This window comes from Desulfonatronovibrio magnus, assembly GCF_000934755.1.
GTDB classification, from domain to species: domain Bacteria; phylum Desulfobacterota; class Desulfovibrionia; order Desulfovibrionales; family Desulfonatronovibrionaceae; genus Desulfonatronovibrio; species Desulfonatronovibrio magnus.
In genome coordinates, this window is the sequence record NZ_JYNP01000024.1 from 44,496 (window position 1) to 62,593 (window position 18,098).

13 protein-coding genes are annotated in these 18,098 nt (G+C 41.3%); all 13 read right to left on the minus strand.

Annotation, left to right across the window (positions count from 1 at the left end; genetic code table 11):
- Positions 1 to 38: 38 nt before the first annotated feature.
- Entirely contained in the window at positions 39 to 1,541 is a 1,503-nt protein-coding gene (locus tag LZ23_RS03395) for an FHA domain-containing protein (RefSeq protein ID WP_045211597.1), read from the minus strand.
- The gene (locus LZ23_RS03400) at positions 1,522 to 2,397 is read right to left on the minus strand and encodes an FHA domain-containing protein (RefSeq protein ID WP_045211599.1); all 876 of its coding nucleotides are present in this window, start codon (positions 2,395 to 2,397) and stop codon (positions 1,522 to 1,524) included. The genes LZ23_RS03395 and LZ23_RS03400 overlap by 20 nt, the downstream gene beginning before the upstream one ends.
- A complete protein-coding gene (locus LZ23_RS22245) occupies positions 2,397 to 3,836 on the minus strand; it encodes an FHA domain-containing protein (RefSeq protein ID WP_052507079.1) in 1,440 nt (479 codons plus the stop codon). The genes LZ23_RS03400 and LZ23_RS22245 overlap by 1 nt, the downstream gene beginning before the upstream one ends.
- Positions 3,837 to 4,057: 221 nt before the next feature.
- A complete protein-coding gene (locus LZ23_RS03410; protein WP_045211600.1) occupies positions 4,058 to 4,936 on the minus strand; it encodes a type II secretion system F family protein in 879 nt (292 codons plus the stop codon).
- Between the two features lie 52 nt (positions 4,937 to 4,988).
- A complete protein-coding gene (locus LZ23_RS03415) occupies positions 4,989 to 6,695 on the minus strand; it encodes a GspE/PulE family protein (protein ID WP_052507080.1) in 1,707 nt (568 codons plus the stop codon).
- 39 nt (positions 6,696 to 6,734) lie between these two features.
- Positions 6,735 to 7,259, minus strand: coding sequence for a thioredoxin family protein (locus LZ23_RS03420; RefSeq protein WP_045211602.1), 525 nt, complete (start codon positions 7,257 to 7,259; stop codon positions 6,735 to 6,737).
- 34 nt (positions 7,260 to 7,293) lie between these two features.
- Complete coding sequence (locus tag LZ23_RS03425) at positions 7,294 to 10,761, minus strand: hypothetical protein (RefSeq protein WP_045211603.1); 3,468 nt, start codon at positions 10,759 to 10,761, stop codon at positions 7,294 to 7,296.
- Positions 10,762 to 10,825: 64 nt separating this feature from the next.
- On the minus strand, positions 10,826 to 11,896 hold the full coding sequence (locus LZ23_RS03430; protein WP_045211605.1) for a transglutaminase-like domain-containing protein: 1,071 nt from the start codon (positions 11,894 to 11,896) through the stop codon (positions 10,826 to 10,828).
- Positions 11,897 to 11,917: 21 nt separating this feature from the next.
- The gene (locus LZ23_RS22250; protein ID WP_052507081.1) at positions 11,918 to 13,141 is read right to left on the minus strand and encodes a type II secretion system F family protein; all 1,224 of its coding nucleotides are present in this window, start codon (positions 13,139 to 13,141) and stop codon (positions 11,918 to 11,920) included.
- 28 nt (positions 13,142 to 13,169) lie between these two features.
- On the minus strand, positions 13,170 to 15,233 hold the full coding sequence (locus tag LZ23_RS03440) for an ATPase, T2SS/T4P/T4SS family (RefSeq protein WP_084590876.1): 2,064 nt from the start codon (positions 15,231 to 15,233) through the stop codon (positions 13,170 to 13,172).
- A 40-nt stretch (positions 15,234 to 15,273) separates the two neighbouring features.
- On the minus strand, positions 15,274 to 16,770 hold the full coding sequence (locus LZ23_RS03445) for a secretin GspD/PilQ domain-containing protein (RefSeq protein ID WP_045211607.1): 1,497 nt from the start codon (positions 16,768 to 16,770) through the stop codon (positions 15,274 to 15,276).
- Positions 16,771 to 16,805: 35 nt separating this feature from the next.
- Positions 16,806 to 17,669: a Flp pilus assembly protein CpaB gene (cpaB, locus tag LZ23_RS03450; protein WP_045211608.1), complete on the minus strand. Its 864-nt coding sequence runs from the start codon at positions 17,667 to 17,669 to the stop codon at positions 16,806 to 16,808.
- A gap of 9 nt (positions 17,670 to 17,678) precedes the next feature.
- Positions 17,679 to 18,095: a hypothetical protein gene (locus tag LZ23_RS03455; protein ID WP_157493092.1), complete on the minus strand. Its 417-nt coding sequence runs from the start codon at positions 18,093 to 18,095 to the stop codon at positions 17,679 to 17,681.
- Positions 18,096 to 18,098: the final 3 nt, after the last annotated feature.

The following is an 18,098-nucleotide window of genomic DNA, read 5'->3' on the forward strand; positions in this document are numbered from 1 at the left end:
TACAAATTTACAAAAATACTGATATGGGTTTTAAAATTTCAACGAAGCTTTCCCAAAGCTCTCTGGTAATAATCGTTGTCTTCAAAGGGCATTACTTCAAGTACTTCTCTCCACTTTTCAATGGCTCTGGAGCGCTGCCCCAATCCTTCATAAACTAACCCTTCCTGATACAACCTTCTGGCCTTAGATTCTACTTGAACAGAAACTTCAGCCATTATCCGCTGAGCTTCCCTGTAATCGGGTGATACAATAACCACTTTCTGAAGGTAGTCCAAAGTACTGGTAAAATCTCCTTTTTCGTAGTGCTGCATAGCCTTTTTGTAATCTTCAGCAATATCCTCCTCGAGCAATTTTCTCAGCTGGGGTATTGCGTGTCTAATGTGAGCCGTTTCAGGACTTTCAATGTTCATGGCGATAACTTTTTCCCACTGCTGGAGTGCTGCAAGGAAATTTTCCTGGTCATAGTATCTCTGTCCAGCTTCAAAATGCTGCCTGAGCAGAGCAACCTGTTCAGCTCTTTGCTGCTCCTGCTCCTCTCTTGTCATTTGCTGTTCATGAATGGCCTTTTCGATTTCATCTTTCAGTTTAATGACGTTAGGATCTTCAGGTTCCAAAAAAACTGCCTCAGCAATAATTTCCCGGGCATGTTCCAAGTTATTGGCAGTCATGGCCTGCCTGGCTCTCGAGGAAATGGCTCTTACCCTGTCCATACGTTCTCTTTCTTCTTCCAGAGCTAAACGGCGTGCCTCTTCAGCTTCAACAATTTTTTGTCTAGTCTGAGTCAAAAGCTCAAGTGCCTCAGTATGTTCCGGGTCGAGCTCCAGAACTGCCTGAAATCTGATCAATGCCTCGCTGAAGTTTCCTGCATCAAACTGGGTCTTCCCGCTTTGCAAATATGTTGAAAGTCTATGCTGGCTCTCAAGGTCAAGCATGGTCTCTGTTCTGTCCTGTTCTCTGGACAAAACTGTCTCTTCAGAGTCCTGTTCATCGTTTTTAGATGAAGGCATGATCAATATAATCAGAAATAGTGAAAATACTCCTGCGGCTACTCCTGCAATAATTTTATTTTTTTTAATCGGGGCAATTATTCTGTCTACAATACGACTGTCAGCAGGCTGAGGGGTGATTAATGGTCCAGTGACCACAGTTTTGTCTAAGTCCTGATCATCTTCCAGGACAACAGTCCGGTCATCTTCCCTGACCACCGTCTCTTCTTCATCCTGGTCCTGTTTCCAAATTATCTCTATTTGGTAATCTCCAATCTGAACATTATCACCATTTTTTAGCTTTTCACATTCAATCTTTTTTCCATTAAGCTTGGTTCCATTTTGGCTGCCGCGGTCTTCTATTATCCACTGACCCTTATCAAAGAAAATTCTACTATGGTTTCTTGAAACTCTTCGGCTTCTGAGTATCAAGTCAGAAAGCTCGTTGCGGCCTACATTTATTTCCTTGTCAGGAGAAAACTCTTTTTCGTAAGAAGTCTGAGCATCTTCATGGATAATCAGTTTCAACTTGCTGCTATCGGGACTGGAGTTCATTTAAATACCTCAAAGAGTTGATATATTGATCACTGGATTTGTTTCTTGAAAGTTGGAGTACCATCCTGAATTCATGTTCTGCTTGAGTATAACGCATATATTTGTAGTGAAGCATGGCATTTTGATAGTGTTTCCTGGCCTGATCTTCAATTTCTCTTTCAGCCCTTAGAAACCATGCTCTTGCGTCAGCATTGTTTGGGTTGACGCTAAGGGCCTGTTCCCATTCATTAACAGCTCTTAAAGTATTGCCGGTATCATAAAAAAACATTCCCTGTCTGAAATGCTGGTCTGATCTGAGTTGATTTTCCGAAGATACTTCAATCTCTTCTGGTACCGGTAGTGATTCCAGCCTTTCGTACACCACAGGAGGGCTGGTCTCCTCAACTTCTGCTGGTCTTGTTAAAGGAGAGCTGCCATCTGGTTGTTCTTTTTTTCCGGAGAGGCCGATAAAAATCATAAAGGTACATAAAACAAGCAGCCCTGAGAGAATAATTAACTTTTTATTGCTGTTTCGTCCTGAAATCTTGTCCCTTCCGGGTACTTCAAGGACAAATAGGGAGTTGCCAACCTGGAACTGCTTGCCTGAACCTATTCTTGCCTTGGATACAGGTTTACCTTTGACTTGAACAGGGTTGGTAGAACTTAAGTTTTCAATAAGTATACTTTTGGCTTCAACTTTAATCAGAGCGTGTTTCCTGGATATAGTCTTGTCGGACTGATCAAGGCGAATATCGCACTCAGCAGATCTGCCAAGTGAATACTCCCCACCAGGATTAAGGGTAAATTTTTTACCCCTGTCTACACCTTCAAGGACTGTAATCAATATGTTATAAATGTCTTTGTTAGAATTTTTCATTAGGATAATTTCCTGAAAATAATTAGTACCGAATTTTGATCCGAAAGCTTGTCAGATCTTTCCACGGTAAACTTCTGTCCCAGATACTCTATTTCAACTGGTTCTGACATTTGATTTTCAATCAACTCTGATACAGCCTGGATCAACTCAGAGTCAAAAGCTTCAATGATATGCGTATCAGGCTTGCAATGGTCTATCTGAAGTTCGCTCGAAAAGTTGTCAGATAGCTGGTTAAGACAGTATTCATCTCTGCTGATGATGCACCATGGATGCTCTATATCTTTTGAATTAATCATGTTTTCGTCACGGTTTTTCTGTAGAGAATCGTAAATATTAACTGACTGAGAATTAACGTCATTGTTCCCACTTTTTTGCTCTGAGGACATTTCGGGTTTTTCCTCAACGCCTTTCTCCTTGAGCCCACCCGGTTGTCTGAGAAGAATTCGATTGAATGCTACTTTGATATTTTCCATTTCAGGATTTGGAGCGAAATAATTTATACTGCTTTTCCCTTCCTTGATGGCGAGCTCTGCTTCTTCATAAAATCTTTTTAAAGGGTCATGAAAACTTTTCACAATAACCTGGCTTGCAACTAACACAAGAATTGTTAAAAAAATAAGGATAAAAAAAACAGTACCTCCCAAGCCCTGAACATCTCCTGATCCAGGTGAAAAACCAATAATAGCTGCTCCACTTAACTGTCCATGACTATGAACAGGGTTGAAGATGATACGTTCTCCAGAGGACACCTGGTCTATCATTAATTGCCCTCCTCTGAGAGCCTGGGCAAGCTCTGGCCAGTTAAAAAAGTCCCCCTGCCTTTCACGGGGGGCAATTATTTTTCCATGGCTGTCCACAATAAAGGCGTATAGCACACCGTCTTCAACTGTGACTGGAGAGATGCGGATTTTTGAGTGCTCTCCAGACTCAATGAATGTCCGGTTCATCTCTGCCAGGTATCTGCTTAACAGTATTCCATTTTTTAATGTTTCCTGGGTGTATATGCTGTTGACTCTTTTTTTCATGGGCGAGTAAATAACCAATGTGCTTAAGAGTACAAAAAACATCATGAAAATAATAATGCTGACTTTGAAGTTTTTTGCAATAATGTCACTGAATCTGGATTCTTTATTAATACTACCAGGTTGATTTTCACTTTTGAGTTTGAGTGTATAAGGTTTTATTTCAAATTCAAATGAGTTATTGAATTTTTTTTCTATAACTTTTTTGCCTCTGAAAAAAATACCGTTGGCACTTTGATTGTCTCTAATGATAAATTCAGAACCTTTAATTTCCAGTACAGCATGTTTTTTTGAAACAGCACTGTCAGATAGAGTTATATCAGATGAAGGTGACCTGCCTATTGTATAACTTCCATCTTCAAGATGGATAGTTCTTTCTGACTTTCCTTGCTTGAGTATGATTATTTCCTGAGACATATTGCTGCTTATTGTTGGTTGAACAGGTTTTGATGGGAGCATTACCCGTTTGTAAACAGAACCATTTTGATGCTTGGGACAGGCACCCTGGCACTTATTTTTTGTTGAGCAAGAAATAAATATGAAAAATAAATGCCAGGAGAGCCCTTTGCCAAGCATAAAGTTTCAGGCTTTGATCCGGTTTTGTCATTTACAAACGGGTAATGCTCCCGGTTTTGATTTTATGGGCTGACAATAAATTGAATAATGTATGGTCCAAATATGATTATAAATATTGTTGGAAAGATTAAGACCATCATAGGAGCCAGAAGTTTTTGAGATGCCTGTGCTCCGAGTCTTTCTGCCTTCATGAACCTTTCTGAGCGCATCCTTTCTGCCTGAGATTTCAGCACAGAAGATATGGGAGATCCCATTTTTTCAGCCTGTATTAATGTTGATGTAAAAGAGTCAACTTCCATAATATCTACTCTTTCCGCCATGATTTTCAATGCTTCCTGTCTTGATCGTCCTAATTTTATATTTTGATCCATAAGATAAAGTTCTGCAACAAAAGGATCCTTGTCTTCCTTAAAAATATTACAGACTTTTTGCACAGCCACGTTGAAGGCCAACCCAGCCTCAACAGAAAGAGAAAGCATATCAACTATATCCGGCATGGTGCGCTTTATTTCTTCCTGCCTTGTTTTCTTCTTTTCAAAGAGCCAGATATATGGAAAGCCAAGTCCCACTATAATAAAAATTGAGATGAACACCCAGTTTGAAAAGAAAGTGTACCCTATAAAGCCAAAGATAATCATGGTTGTAGCCTGAAATCCGATAATATCAGCAGGAGTAATCTGTCCCTCCAGTCCGGCAGTAATAATATGTTTTTTAATCAGGCTTTTATACTTCGGAAAAGGCAGTTTATCTATTACAGGAAACAACAGCTGATACAATGGTCTGAAGGCAAAAATAAACCTTGTTTCTTCAGTTTCAAACAGCTGCTCTTCTTTCCGGGGGCTGCCCTTTTTCTTAGCCTTTGAAATGCTTAAGTACAGAAAGATAAAAACTGAAGAAAAAAAGATAATTATCCCCAGAAATTTTACCAGTAAGCTGTCCATATATTTATCCCCTGCTGATGAGTAATCTACTCAATTTTCGACCTGGTCAGACTTAATCCATTGTTACTCTGATAACTTCCTCAATGGTTGTGCGACCGGATTTTAGTTTGTTCAGAGCAGCTTTTCTCAGAGTCACCATACCATCTTCAACAGCTGCTTCCTTAATGATTTTGGATGGTTGATTGTTCAAGATTAATTCGATTAACTGGTCATTTATCTGCATAAGCTCATAAATGCCAATCCTGCCATTATATCCAGTTCCCGCACACTGTGAGCAGCCTACTGGTTTGAAGTACTGCAAATTATTTTTGTCCAGTCCCATTGGTTTTAATATTTCCTGTTCCGGAAAATACTCTTCCTTGCACTTTTCGCACAGCTTTCTCATGAGCCTCTGGGCAATTATGGTCATTTGGGCGGAAGCTACCAGATATGACGGAATCCCCATGTTAATCAATCTGCTGACAGCTCCCGGTGCATCATTTGTATGCAGAGTGCTTAATACCAGGTGACCGGTCATTGCCGCTTTCAGGGCAATGTCAGCTGTTGGTACGTCACGGATTTCACCAACCATAATAATATCTGGATCCTGCCTTAAAAATGAACGAAGGGCTTCATTAAAGGTCAGGCCGGTATCTGAAGTGCAGCTGACCTGTGTTAGTCCATCCAATTTGTATTCAACAGGATCTTCTGCAGTAACTATGTTTACATGATCCGTATTGAGCGCACTAAGTACAGCATACAGGGTGGTAGATTTGCCGCTTCCTGTTGGGCCTGTAACCAGAATCAGCCCAGTAGGCTTCCTCATGGCTGCGTTCAGCAACTTAGCATCTCTGCTCTCCATACCCAGATCAGTCAACGAAAGCTGCTTTTTATCTCTTTCCAGCACCCTCATTACAATTTTTTCACCATAAAGAGATGGAAGGGATGAAGTTCGAATATCAACGACCCTGTTTTTGATAATACCAAAGCTTATGCTTCCATCCTGAGGAAGGTTGCTTTGCTCAAGATCCATCCTGGCCAGCATTTTTAGCCTGGGCAGAATGGCCTGTTTGAAAATGGATGGGAGTATCCAGGCCGTCTGCATGACTCCGTCTTTACGAAATCTTACCCGGAAGTCCATTTCTCTTGGCTCCATATGCAGATCACTGGAACCATTTATTACAAGAGTATTGAGCATGAACTGCAACACACGGATAAGATAAGCATCATTAATCATGGCCAAAGGGCCACTGGACCCGGTCAAAAGCAGATTAAGTGATTTGAGTGCTTTATCAGAAAGCAGGCCAAATTCTTCCTCCAAAGGTTCCTTAACATCTGTTTTATTCTCATAATATTTTTGAATGCAGTTTGTTATAGCCGGGGTATTGCAGCTGTATGGCTTAATCCTACAGCCTGTAACAGCCTCAAGCCTGCTTATGGATGCACTGTCCTGTGGCAAAGACATGGCTACATGAAGAAATTCATTTTCATGACGAACTGCAAAAGCCGTTTCCTCCTTGGCTGTTTTCCAGGGGAGCAAAGTGGTAATATGCTCTATGAATTTTGCATCAAAAGAAACAAAGGTTGGATCAAGACTTTGTATTCCAGTAATCTCTTCCAGCACGGAATTGACAACACTGGCATCAACTTTACCCTGATCCAGCAGGTAGTCAGAGATAAGCCTGCTGTTCAGATCTGGAACAGCCCCTATCCTGATTCCCCTGAGCTGGAATGCAGTAAAAAGTTTTTTGTTAAACTCGACCATCAGTTCTTTTTTCAACACAGCCCTCCCTGGCTTACTTGATAACTATATGATGGATCAGTAGTTGCCAATCTTTAAGGTATAGTCATTGTTGAAAAAGTAGGTAAAGTTTCCGGAATATTGATCAGTAGTCAGCTGTAAGGCGTTGACCAGAAACCAGAGTTCAATATCATCATTCCAGTCTCTTCTGACGCTTTCCTCAGGCGGTATGCCCTTGATGCGGTCAATTTCATACCCATTGCGAAAAAGAATTACAGTTGGAAGCATTTCAAGTTTAAATCTTGAAGGGTCATCATGGACCTGCCAGTGAAATTTTGCAAATTTGGCCCGACCACCATACTGCGATGCCAGCCATTCAATTCTTCTGAGCATGTCCATGGATTGCCAGAACTGGTTGTTATAAAAAATTACAATGGCTGATCCGGAATAGTTAGATATTTCCCGGGTAAAGGTTTGATGATTTACTGTGATGACTTCAGCGGGCGCTGGTTCCACCCGAACCGGTTCCGGAGCCTTGGGCGCACAGGCAGTAATGAAAGTCGCTACAAGTAAAAAAAATAAAAGTGAATTGATTTTTTTCATGCCTTACTCCTGACCATGTTATTGATATTATCTGTTATCTTGTTCGGAAAAGCCTGGGATCAATGCGATATAGATTCTGATCTATTTGATAAAGCCTTTGATCAATTTGATAGAGATCTCTGTCTACTTGATGAGCAGCAGGTTCTTCCTTAGTATCTGGGATCAGGGAAAATCCCGGCGAGTCATCCTGACCGGAAGAGCTTCCAGCAGGAAGCAGGACTCCAGAAGCTGAGTCCAGAATAGACTGAGTAAAGCTTTGCAAAAAAGGATTATTTAAAGGTGAAAAAGGGTTGTTAAATGGCATAAGGGGGTTGTAATAAAATGGCATATCTTTAAAAAAATAATCCTTTAAGCTTGGGATGGGGCCTGTAAGTCCCGGAAGGTTATCTTTAAGCCAGCCTGAGAAATCTCCAAGCCCCTGTTTCAAGCCTTCAAAATATTCATTCAGAACAGAGAAGTCAGTATCAAAGACCATTGGACCAAAGGGGTTGCCAAATGGAAAAAAAGGATTTCTATCAAATCCAGGTGAAATCATGAACGGTTGTTTGAGAGATGAAAAGAGGTTAGAAAAACTTGGTAGCAACCCACTGAAAAATGTAGCATTGTTCCATTGGTCCTTCATCCAGTCATAAGTGCCAGAAGCAGCATCCAAGGACTCTTTGAGGGTCAGCCCTAAGGATGCAATCAATTGCACCTTGTCTTTAACCTTACTCCATTCAATGTGTGATAGTCTGTGGAAAAAGTTAGCAGCTTTTCCAGGCTTAAGCCCCATAAATGTCATATATTTTTGAAGGTTGGACATGCCAGCCCAGTTTTTAGCTCCTAAAACGTTCTTGTATCCACCATGTAAAAATTTAGCCCATGTAAGTCCAGTTTTGAGAGTTTTTGCCCACTCATCAGATATTGTTCCATATTGTGAAAGAGTTTGGATATAACCTTTGCCTATAGAGAGCAAAGCGTCAGATTTTAGAGCAGCAAGGATTTTTTTGCAGGCTATCAGGGCTGTTCCCATAGTTTTTACAGCAGCTACACCACATGCAACGCCACTAATTGAGTAGGTTGCTATCTTTAGCCAGGAAGTTTCCTTCCATGTGTTTGATGCCCAGTCTCTGACACCTGTAAGTGTTGCGGATCCAAAGTCAGCAACAGTATCAACCACGTTTCTAATGTTCTGAGCTGCTCGTTGTGCTCCTTGTCTGAAGGTCACTCTATATTTTCCAGCGGTCTCGCTAGCTGATTCCAGGAAATTTGATGCTGACTTAGAAATAGACTGACCTGCAGGGACAACATGTCTATCCCAAACGTTAATGAGTCGTTGCGGTATCCATCTGCTCTGGCCTATATAGGGCGGATACAAGAGGTGATCTATACCAGTTGACAGACCTGCAAGTATTAGATCATCAGGGTCGCCCACACCTTTCAAAACAACTACCTTTGAGCCAACTGTAAAGGCAACATCAATGCTTTGAGGATTAAGGAAGAGATGAGGCTGCTCCCCAAGATTATGCATGATGGCGAACATGTTGCTGGCATGCGTAAACCTGTCATCAGAGTTTATTGCCTGGCTGGTGTAAAAAGATTCAATGTCGGTCAGACTGTCAATCTGCCAAAGGGCATCAGATAGTGAATCGTCCAGCATAGCCATTTCTTCCCAGATAAATTCAAGCCCTGGGCAGTCAAGACAAAGTACAGGCTCAACTGAAAGCGGTTCTAAATCATTGGCCAATGAAACTATTTCATTTAGAAGGACTGATCGGTGCTGAAGTTCCTCCTGGACACCAACAAGAAAATCAAAGTAAGGGTTTTCTGAAGTAATGCTGCTTTGATTAAGAAGGTCAGCAAGCCTGGATGACTTTTTTTGAAAAAAATCATGCCCAAGAAGAGTTATTTTCATTCCCAGAGATTTCAGTTGCTCTGCCAGTTCTGCATCGTAATTCATGGCCTTTTGAATATCGAGCATGGCCTCGGAAATAATATCAAGAGCTTTGTACTTTTCTACATTTACCTTTTCCAACGTACTGAATGAGTTCAGACGATCCAGGTGTTCATGATTTGCGTTAATGAGCAGTGCGTACAGTTTCAGATCATAAGCTTTTACCAGTTGATCGATCTCTCTGCCCTGCATAACCAGTGTCTCAATTTCTCGATTAAGTCTGAATGCCAGAGATGATTGAAGTTCACTGGTCATTATTGATTCTGGATTATTCAAGTTCAGCCTGTTACCAAGGTTTATGATCCGGTTAAGTGTTGAATCAATAATAGCAAGGCTGTCTCTCAGTTCTGCCTCTGAGTCAGCGCTTGCGGAGTTTACAGCTTGAAGATCAAACCGTGAAAAATCTCCTGATTCACTGGCAAGGGATTGAAAAAAAACCAGTTCCTGGGCAATACTTTGCTTGACGCCTGAAAGAGCAAGGTTGATCTTGCGGGCACTGTTAAGCTTTATATTGGTGTTGCCTAAAAGCCTTTTAACAATATCTCTGTATTCGTTTGCCAATGGAGCTGTTGTAGAGCTTTTTCCTGATTCTGATGGTATATGCAAAGGGTTTGCAAAGGTTTCCAAAGCTCCAATTGATCCAAGTTTATTATTTACTATGGCAAGCCGCTCATCCAGAGTAATATTGATCATGCGCAAAAGTTTGGCATGGCGGATTGAATTAGAACCACCTGAGTTCATTAAAAAATCAGATCTATTGCTGATGACTTGGATCAGCTCTTTAGTATTGGCCAGATCTTCTTTCATTTCAGCTGCGATGGCCCCATGGTAGTAAACCTGTGAGTATTCAAAGCCACCTCTAAGAACTGAAAGCTGCTGCAGTAATGACGTTGCCTGGCCAGTCAGTTCATTTATTTTGTTAGCTGCCTGGTCAACACTATTTTTTCTTTCATTATAGACTGGACTCCTGGAAAGGTAGTTCATTGATAGATTTTTAGAAACTGCCTGGATATGGAAAAGCATCTGCATCTTTATGCCCCAGAGATCATCCTGAAGATCATACAGATATGAAAGGCTTCTGATTTGTTCCAGAAATCCATCTGGGACAGCACCATCTCTTTCAATGATTGTGTAAGCCTTTGCCAGTATTGCTTCCAGTCTTTCCTGTTCAGAGTGTATATGGCTTTGCATGTCTTTTGTGTCAGAAATTAGAAATTTTCTGGAAATATTGGCGTCCTGAACAAGATCTGCCATGTCAGGGTTTGATATTTGCATTGAAAACCAGAATTGATCTTTTTCAATAATCTTATTCAGATGGTCTGCTGTTTCCCTTAATGCCTCTCTTAAAGGCATAGAGCTAAACACATAATGAACAAGCTGAGAAATTAGAAATTTCTCTGGGAAAGTCATATGTTCATCAAAAAGTTTATCTTCAATAAGAATTTCCAGCGCTTTATTTTTAGCTGGTGCCTGCGTGGAAGAAAGCAGTACAGGAGGCAACATAGTCTGGAAGACAAACAAAAATAAGGTAAAAAACAGGATTGATTTATTTAAGAGTTTAGTTTGCATCTTTGTTCTCCTCCCATGAAAGCGAACTTGAATTGTTCATTATCCCACTCAATGTGTCTGGTTACTATTTCTTGCCAAGTATTAAAATGTTTTGCTGCTGGCAGATTTCTTTACCATAAGAGTCTTCATCAAAAACATCATACAAGAAAATTCTTCCGTCTATTGATGCTGCTATCTGAGCATGGTTGAAGATAAATGGATCGGGAAGCTGATAGGCCCACTCAGTGCTTGTTTTTCCCGTAAGCACTACATAGGCTTCAACGCCAAGGGAAATAAGAAGTTCAGTTCCTAAAAGGGCAACATCTTTGCAATCTCCATAGCCTCTTTCAATTACCAAGTTTGAATGGTAAGGAACCATTTGCCTGTCACCACAAGTGGCCGGCCGATATTCTATATTTTCAGCAAGGTAGTTGATAACCAGACTGATTTTTTCATGTATTCCTAAAGCTGAAACTTCCTTGCCCGATAGCAAAATATCGTAGGCATTCAAGCCTGAGTATTGAGATGAATAGAGATATGTGTAATGTCGGGAAACATCATCCCAGTTATTTACAGTGCTGATCATCAGCTTGACATCGTATACTTCTGAAGCGTCCCATGCGAAATAATCTCTTGTTACTATCTCTTCAAATTTATAACCTTCATGTCTTATTCTATACTTGAAATCCATTTTTTCAGGAAACTGTAATGAATAAGAAATGTGATCTGCCGGATATTGAAGGCTTAAGTCTAAATAGTCTGCAAAGAATTTCTCAAAATTTGTAAACTTTACACTGGTTTGAAAGTCAACCCCGATGTTAATGGGTGATAACTCTAATTTGTTTTTCAAATTTTGTTCATTGAAGTTGTGCAGATTGTTTACTAATCTTCCATTATAAGTTAGTTCCAAGTCTGCATTGTTTTCGATTGTTTCTATAAATAGTGATATGTTTCTAAATCCATTGACTGTAAGTACTTCAAATAAATATTTATAATTGCCGTATATATTCCATGAATCATCAATATTCACATCTTTAGCATGGTGAACTACTCTATAAGGATCTGCTGGCTGAACATTTATGCACAAAAAAAAAGATATAATTAGTATTGACCTTCTGGCTTGCTTCGCAGCATGAATTAGTTGTAAGTAAATCATTAGCATTCAAAAGTTTTAACTCTATATCTTTACCTTAACAATTTTCATCATCCACCACACTCCAGTTCCAATCATAAGTGCAACAAGAGTGCTTACCATCCACCCTGGAATGGTGGTATACATCAGCCTGAATACTTCGTTATTCATTGTATTTAATAGAAGAGCTATAATCAAAGGCAAGACAGCGAGTATCCATGCCTGAGTAACTCCTTCAGCTGTCATGGTTTTGATTTTTTGCTGTACTTTTTTTCTTTCCTGCATAGTGCTGGCCAGGCTGTCAAATCTTTCTGGAAGGTTGCCTCCTGATTCCAGAAGAATCAGTGCTGCATTAACCATAATTCTTGTATCATTACCAGGCATTCTCCTGGCAAGGTTTTTAAGTGAGTCGCCAATAGTTGCTCCAAGTTTGTGCTCTCTTAAAACCAGCTCGAACTCCTGGCTGACTGGGGGCTTTCCTTCTCTGGCAAGCATTTCAATAGCCTGGACCAGGCTTAAACCTGCCCTTAAGCCATTGGAAATCATTACCAGGCCATCTGCCAGCTGAGATTCAAATTTTTTTGATCTTCTCCAGCGAAGAAATGCAACTGTTCCTTTTGGAAAGTTAAAAGCTGCGTAGCCAAGCAGTGCTGCAAGAAACAATCTAATTCCAAGCTGATCGGTTATATTGCTTGAAAGGTTGTAGAGCCTTTCTTCAGAGATGACAAAATTGTCGGATTCTCTGGCTCTGGCTTCAGCAAAGGATGCATCGTTATGTCTGCCCATCAATGTGTAAAGTTCAGCAATGTTCTGGTGTGCCTTTCCATAGTGGGGCATAAGCCTGATTGCCTGCATAAGTTTTTTTTCAGCCTGTGCGTAGTTTCTGAGTCCAAGATAAGCAACACCAAGTTCATTATGAACCAGTGGAGAATCAATCCCTCTCAGTCTCTCAAGCTGCAGCACTGCTTCAGAGTACATCTGATTCTGGTTGTATTCCACAGCCCTTTCAATACTCATTCTGTACTCAATTTCAGATACCTTCCCAGGCAGAAAAAAACCCAGCAAAGCGCCTGCTATTGTCAAGCCAATTACCGTTCTGTAAATCTGAGTTTTGGAAACATTATAAAACATTTCAGACAAGGCGCTATGGAGGCGCTCAGTGTACTCATTAGTTTGCTGTTCATCTTTTGGCCTGGTGCGCAGGAGAAAGTATAAAGATCCCCAAAACAACACAAAAAGTATTAATGATAAAATTATTGCTGTATTCATCAGGAATCCTTCAAAGTAACGTCAAAAATTAGTTGCTGGCCCAGAAAACTTCTCTTGGGATATGAAGTCCTCTTTCTTCAAATCTTTCAATACATTTAGGAACATATCCTGTTGCAGAGAATTCTCCAAGTACTCGACCTGCCTCTTCCCCTTTTTGCTTATACATAAAGATATCTCCCAAAGTAATTACATCTCCCTGCATCCCGTCTACCTCTGAAACCTGAATCACTTTTCTGGAACCATCCTTAAATCTGCTGATTTGGACGATGATATCTATTGCCCCGACGATCTGTTCTTTGATGGCCTTGATGGGCAGCTCAAAGCCTGCATAAAGTACAAGGGTTTCAAGCCTTGATATAGCCTCTCGAGATGAGTTGGAGTGTATGGTTGTAAGTGATCCATCATGGCCGGTGTTCATGGCTTGAAGCATGTCAAGAGCTTCAGCTCCACGGCATTCACCCACAACTATCCTGTCGGGTCTCATGCGCAGGCTGTTTTTCACCAGATCCCTGATAACTACTTCTCCTTTTCCTTCAATGTTTGGAGGCCGGCTTTCCAGGGTGACTACATGAGGTTGGCGCAGACTCAGTTCTGCAGCATCCTCAATGGTAATAATTCTGTCATCTTCCGGGATAAAACTTGAGAGAATGTTCAGCAGTGTTGTTTTTCCTGATCCTGTACCGCCAGAGATGAGGATATTTAACTTGGCCTGGACTGATGCTTTTAAAAATTCTACCATCTGATTGTTCAGGGTTCCAAAGTTAAGTAGTTCGGGCATGCCGATGGTATCCTCGGAGAATTTTCTTATGGTCAGACAAGAACCTCTGACTGCAAGGGGAGGAATGATAGCGTTGACTCTTGATCCATCTTTGAGTCTGGCATCTACCATGGGTGTGCTGGTGTCCACCTTACGTCCCAGAGGAGCAGTTATTCTGGTTATTATATTCAACAGATGCTGCTCTGAGAAAAACTTCTTGTTGATTCTCTGAAGCCTGCCTTTTTTTTCAACATAAATATCGTTCCAGGCATTAACCATAATTTCTGAAATACTTGAATCGACAAGCATATCCTCTAAAGGTCCAAGCCCCATAGCCTCTTGCATAACTTCTTTAACAATGATTGCCCTGGTTGCCCGGTCTTTCACTGGAGAATCGAGGTCAAGGATTTCAGAGATCTTTTGTGAAACAGTCATTTTCAGATCTTCAGCTTTCTCGTCATTCTGCCCAACCTCTGTATCGAGTTTTTTAAAATCTATGGATTCAAGCAGTTTTTCATGAACCGACCTTTTAACAGCATCAAGATCAATTTCCTCTTCTTTCTCAGGTGGAAGTAAGTTGGTATTATCTTTCTTAACAGTTCTTAGGTGCTGGACGAGCAAGTAAACAAGTTTGTCCAGAGCCTGAGTTAACTGATGTCTTGGCTGGACTTCAGGGTAGGTGCCCTGTAAAAGTATAGAAGCAGCTTCTGAGTCGAAAGGTATTGTTGCTTCTACATTTCTACCAATGTGAGTAGGCAAAGAGTCAGGATCGAATAAGCTATTTTTTTCATGTTTGTTATAGACTACTTTGATCAACTCTCTTGGAAAATTTTTGCTTTGCAGAAGCTTCAGGTCATTCTGAGTTTGTCTTAAAGAAAGATAATCAGGAACCATGGGGATAAGGACGGCGCTTGAGTGATCAAAAAAACTTTCGATGGCTTCATCGAAGTATGAGCCAGTGTCTATGACAATATATTGATAAACAGTCTTGAGACTTGAAATCACTTTGGATATGGCTACAGGATCAACTCTCTCATGGAAACAGGAAAATCCGCTGTTGAAGCTTAAAACCTGTATGCCAGATGAGTGACTGGTTGAATACCCTTTAAGAAGGTTAGGGGTTATTTTGTCTGCCATAGACAGGATTTTGCTTAAGTTTTTTACATTATTCAGATTTAAAAAGAATGAGATGTCCGTGGAAAAAGGTCTTCCAAAATCAATGAGCAAAACCTTTTCTCTGGTATCCAGGTGCATATTTACTGCGAGGTTGGCAGCAATAAAGCTTTTACCTGTGCCTCCTTTCGAGCTGAATATGGATATTAGGTGTCCGCTCATTCAAATGCCTTAACGATGCCTTGGGGAGAACAAGTCAATCTTACTGAACTTGCTGGCGTAAAGTTTCAAGGTCCTGTTGCATAAAGTCTCTTTCTACTCTCCTCTGGACTTCTACTGTGTCAACTGGAGTATCTGACAGTATTCTGGGAGTCACAAAGATTACCACTTCCCTGGTATCAGTTCCAGCTCTTTCAGCTCTATTGGCCTGAGCAAGCGAAGCGCTACCACCTGGCGGGGAACCTGAAAAAGCCTGGAGGTCTCTCTGGCCTATCAGACCACCCAAAGCAATGCTGTTACCACTTTGAACGCTTAATACAGTATTTAGATTATTTGAGCTTATTATCGGCGCACCACCGGGGCCTTCTCCGGTTACATTGCTGGACTCAACTCTTATTGAGCTTATGATGTTGTCATAAGAGTCAATTGTAGGGCTGAAGCTCAAATTGACACCAATTTTTTTGAACTCAACAGACATGGTACCTCCCTGCTGAGTGACAGGAATTGGAACTTCTGAACCAGCAAAAAAATCTGCTGAATCTCCACTCTTGGTGATTAAAGTTTGTTGCATAAGGGAGCGACCCTGGCCTGTTTCGTTTATTCTTCGTGTTTTAGGAAGAAGGTTAGACAATGTCCCCGCAAGAGATCCTGCAAGTCCTGGTGACTGACCACTGGCACCAGAATAAACTCCTGAAGCACCAAGAGTACCACCTGGATTCCAGTGAATTCCGAAATCACGCAGAGCATTTCTTTCTATTTCCATTATATTGACAGACATTTCGATAAGAATTGGTCTAGGGGGAGGGGGGGGAGCCTGCTCTTTCTGTTTTGGGGCAGATGCTGCCACTGGCTGCGGCCTGGGCGTAGGCTTTCTGACAGCCAGTGCATTGACAATCTCCGGCGAGAAAGCCTGAGCAATCCTCTGAGCCCGGCCAGATTCGTCATCACTGCTTACGTGTCCGGTAAGCATGAAGGTGTTTTTGGTGACGGATACCTCAACGTTGCGCATACCCTGCGCTGCAAGGGCCTTTTCAATTTCCTCTTTAACGATATCTTTCATTACAGGGCTGAGTTCTACTAAGTTTACAACATTGGGCAAACCTTCAATTACCCTTTCAATTCTTTTCAGGCAGTTATGGGTAAAAACCTCACCCTCAACAAACACTCTGCTCCCAACAACCCTGACGCTGACTCCTTCAATGTCCTGAATGACCTCCCTGATTTCAGAGGCAGCAGCATCAATTTCCCTGCTGCGTACAGTTATTTGAATTTCTGCTTGCTGATTTGCTGTTCCCCAGATAAAAAAATTGCTTTGACCTGGTTTTTTAGCGTTTATTAGCAATTCCTGGTCGCTGGTTTTGACACCTCCAAGGATATCAGGGTCTCCTATGGCTATTCTATCAATATTATAACCCGTATTAAATACTCTGCTTTCTCCTGCCACCATTTCAATTCTTTCAGGCAACTGGGCACTGGCAGAAAGAGCATAAAATACACAAAGCAAAGTGCATATGGATGTTTTTGTGATAAATTGCATCATATTTCAAACCTCCCTGGTAAGACCAACTGAACTTGTTAAAATCTGGAAAAAAAGTCAGCACCTCTGATTTCCACCCAGGCAGGGCTGGACCTCGGAATTATCGGCCTGTCTATTCCAAGAAAATCCTGAGCTGACAGTGGAGGAAGATTTTCTACCTGCCCGGTATCAAAGCTCGAGCGTAAAGATGCTGACAATGTACCAATCTCCTGAGAAAGATTAAGTATCTGAACTTCTCTGGGGCTTACAGACAGGCTAAGAGTCTTTATCTGGGTGCTTCTACTTCCTGCAGCGGTGTTTCCGGCACTGAAAACGCTCCCAGGAGCCTGTTGGCTTGATCCTGATGCAGTTCCGGTTCTGCGCACACTTGATGTCTGGTCTACTGCCAGAACAAGTATGTTTTCCAATGCTGTCTTGGTAATGACTTCTTCGCTTACGGCCCGTCCGTCTTGGAATGAGCCGATCTCAACTGTCACCATGATGTCCACCATATCACCGGGCTGGATAAGCTGGCCAACAGATGTTACATCTGTGACAAAAATACTGAATGCTCTTTTCCCTGTAGGAATTTTTGGGGCAATGCCCTCAATTTCTACATCAAAAAACATCGACTCCAAGACCTGAGTTCCTCTTAAGACAGGGACATTGACGCTTCTGTTGACCACTCTTTGAATATCATTAAATGCTCCTGGCTGGACATATTTTTGCGGTACTGTCACCAACTCAATCATTCCGGGCTCTACCCTGGTTCCTTCAGGCATATCTCTCAAAGCAGCAACAACCTGAACTGGGGTAGCCAACTCAAGAATAGCTCTTTCTCTGCTGCTTATATAGTTCATGAGCATTATTACAGCAAAAACAGCAACTAAAAGAGAAATGAGTAAAGCTTTTGTGTTTGACATTATTACACCTTAATCCTGTATTTCAATCTGTCTGACAAATCTTCCCCGGGTCCGATAAAAATTTATCCCTTCACCATGATAAGATCCTTCATAGTAGTCTATTCTCTGGGTTTGGGATATCGTTGGCGTCTTAAATACATCCTTCATTCTTCCAGGAACCTGTACATGTACATGTTCTTCCTTAAAAGCATGAGAGAACGGGCTTGCTGCATTTTGAGCCATTGATACTCTCATTTGGTAACGAATTTCACTCAGTGCCTTATTGTTTTTAGATGTAAATTCAGCTATAATCATCATAGAAAGAAGAATAAATGCAAGAAAACCCATGATTAGAGCTAACTCCATTACCGCTTGCCCTCTTTGGGAGCCTGACTGATCTGATTTATTTGTAGATAATCTGATCTTCGTGGATAATATGCGGTTCATGGT

Excerpts from the sequence above, each read along its gene's own strand:
- LZ23_RS03395 (WP_045211597.1), bottom strand. The coding sequence starts at position 1,541 with ATGAACTCCAGTCCCGATAGCAGCAAGTTGAAACTGATTATCCATGAA.
- LZ23_RS03400 (WP_045211599.1), bottom strand. The coding sequence starts at position 2,397 with ATGAAAAATTCTAACAAAGACATTTATAACATATTGATTACAGTCCTT.
- LZ23_RS22245 (WP_052507079.1), bottom strand. The coding sequence starts at position 3,836 with ATGTCTCAGGAAATAATCATACTCAAGCAAGGAAAGTCAGAAAGAACT.
- LZ23_RS03410 (WP_045211600.1), bottom strand. The coding sequence starts at position 4,936 with ATGGACAGCTTACTGGTAAAATTTCTGGGGATAATTATCTTTTTTTCT.
- LZ23_RS03420 (WP_045211602.1), bottom strand. The coding sequence starts at position 7,259 with ATGAAAAAAATCAATTCACTTTTATTTTTTTTACTTGTAGCGACTTTC.
- LZ23_RS03425 (WP_045211603.1), bottom strand. The coding sequence starts at position 10,761 with ATGCAAACTAAACTCTTAAATAAATCAATCCTGTTTTTTACCTTATTT.
- LZ23_RS03430 (WP_045211605.1), bottom strand. The coding sequence starts at position 11,896 with ATGATTTACTTACAACTAATTCATGCTGCGAAGCAAGCCAGAAGGTCA.
- LZ23_RS22250 (WP_052507081.1), bottom strand. The coding sequence starts at position 13,141 with ATGAATACAGCAATAATTTTATCATTAATACTTTTTGTGTTGTTTTGG.
- LZ23_RS03440 (WP_084590876.1), bottom strand. The coding sequence starts at position 15,233 with ATGAGCGGACACCTAATATCCATATTCAGCTCGAAAGGAGGCACAGGT.
- LZ23_RS03445 (WP_045211607.1), bottom strand. The coding sequence starts at position 16,770 with ATGATGCAATTTATCACAAAAACATCCATATGCACTTTGCTTTGTGTA.
- cpaB (WP_045211608.1), bottom strand. The coding sequence starts at position 17,669 with ATGTCAAACACAAAAGCTTTACTCATTTCTCTTTTAGTTGCTGTTTTT.
- LZ23_RS03455 (WP_157493092.1), bottom strand. The coding sequence starts at position 18,095 with ATGAACCGCATATTATCCACGAAGATCAGATTATCTACAAATAAATCA.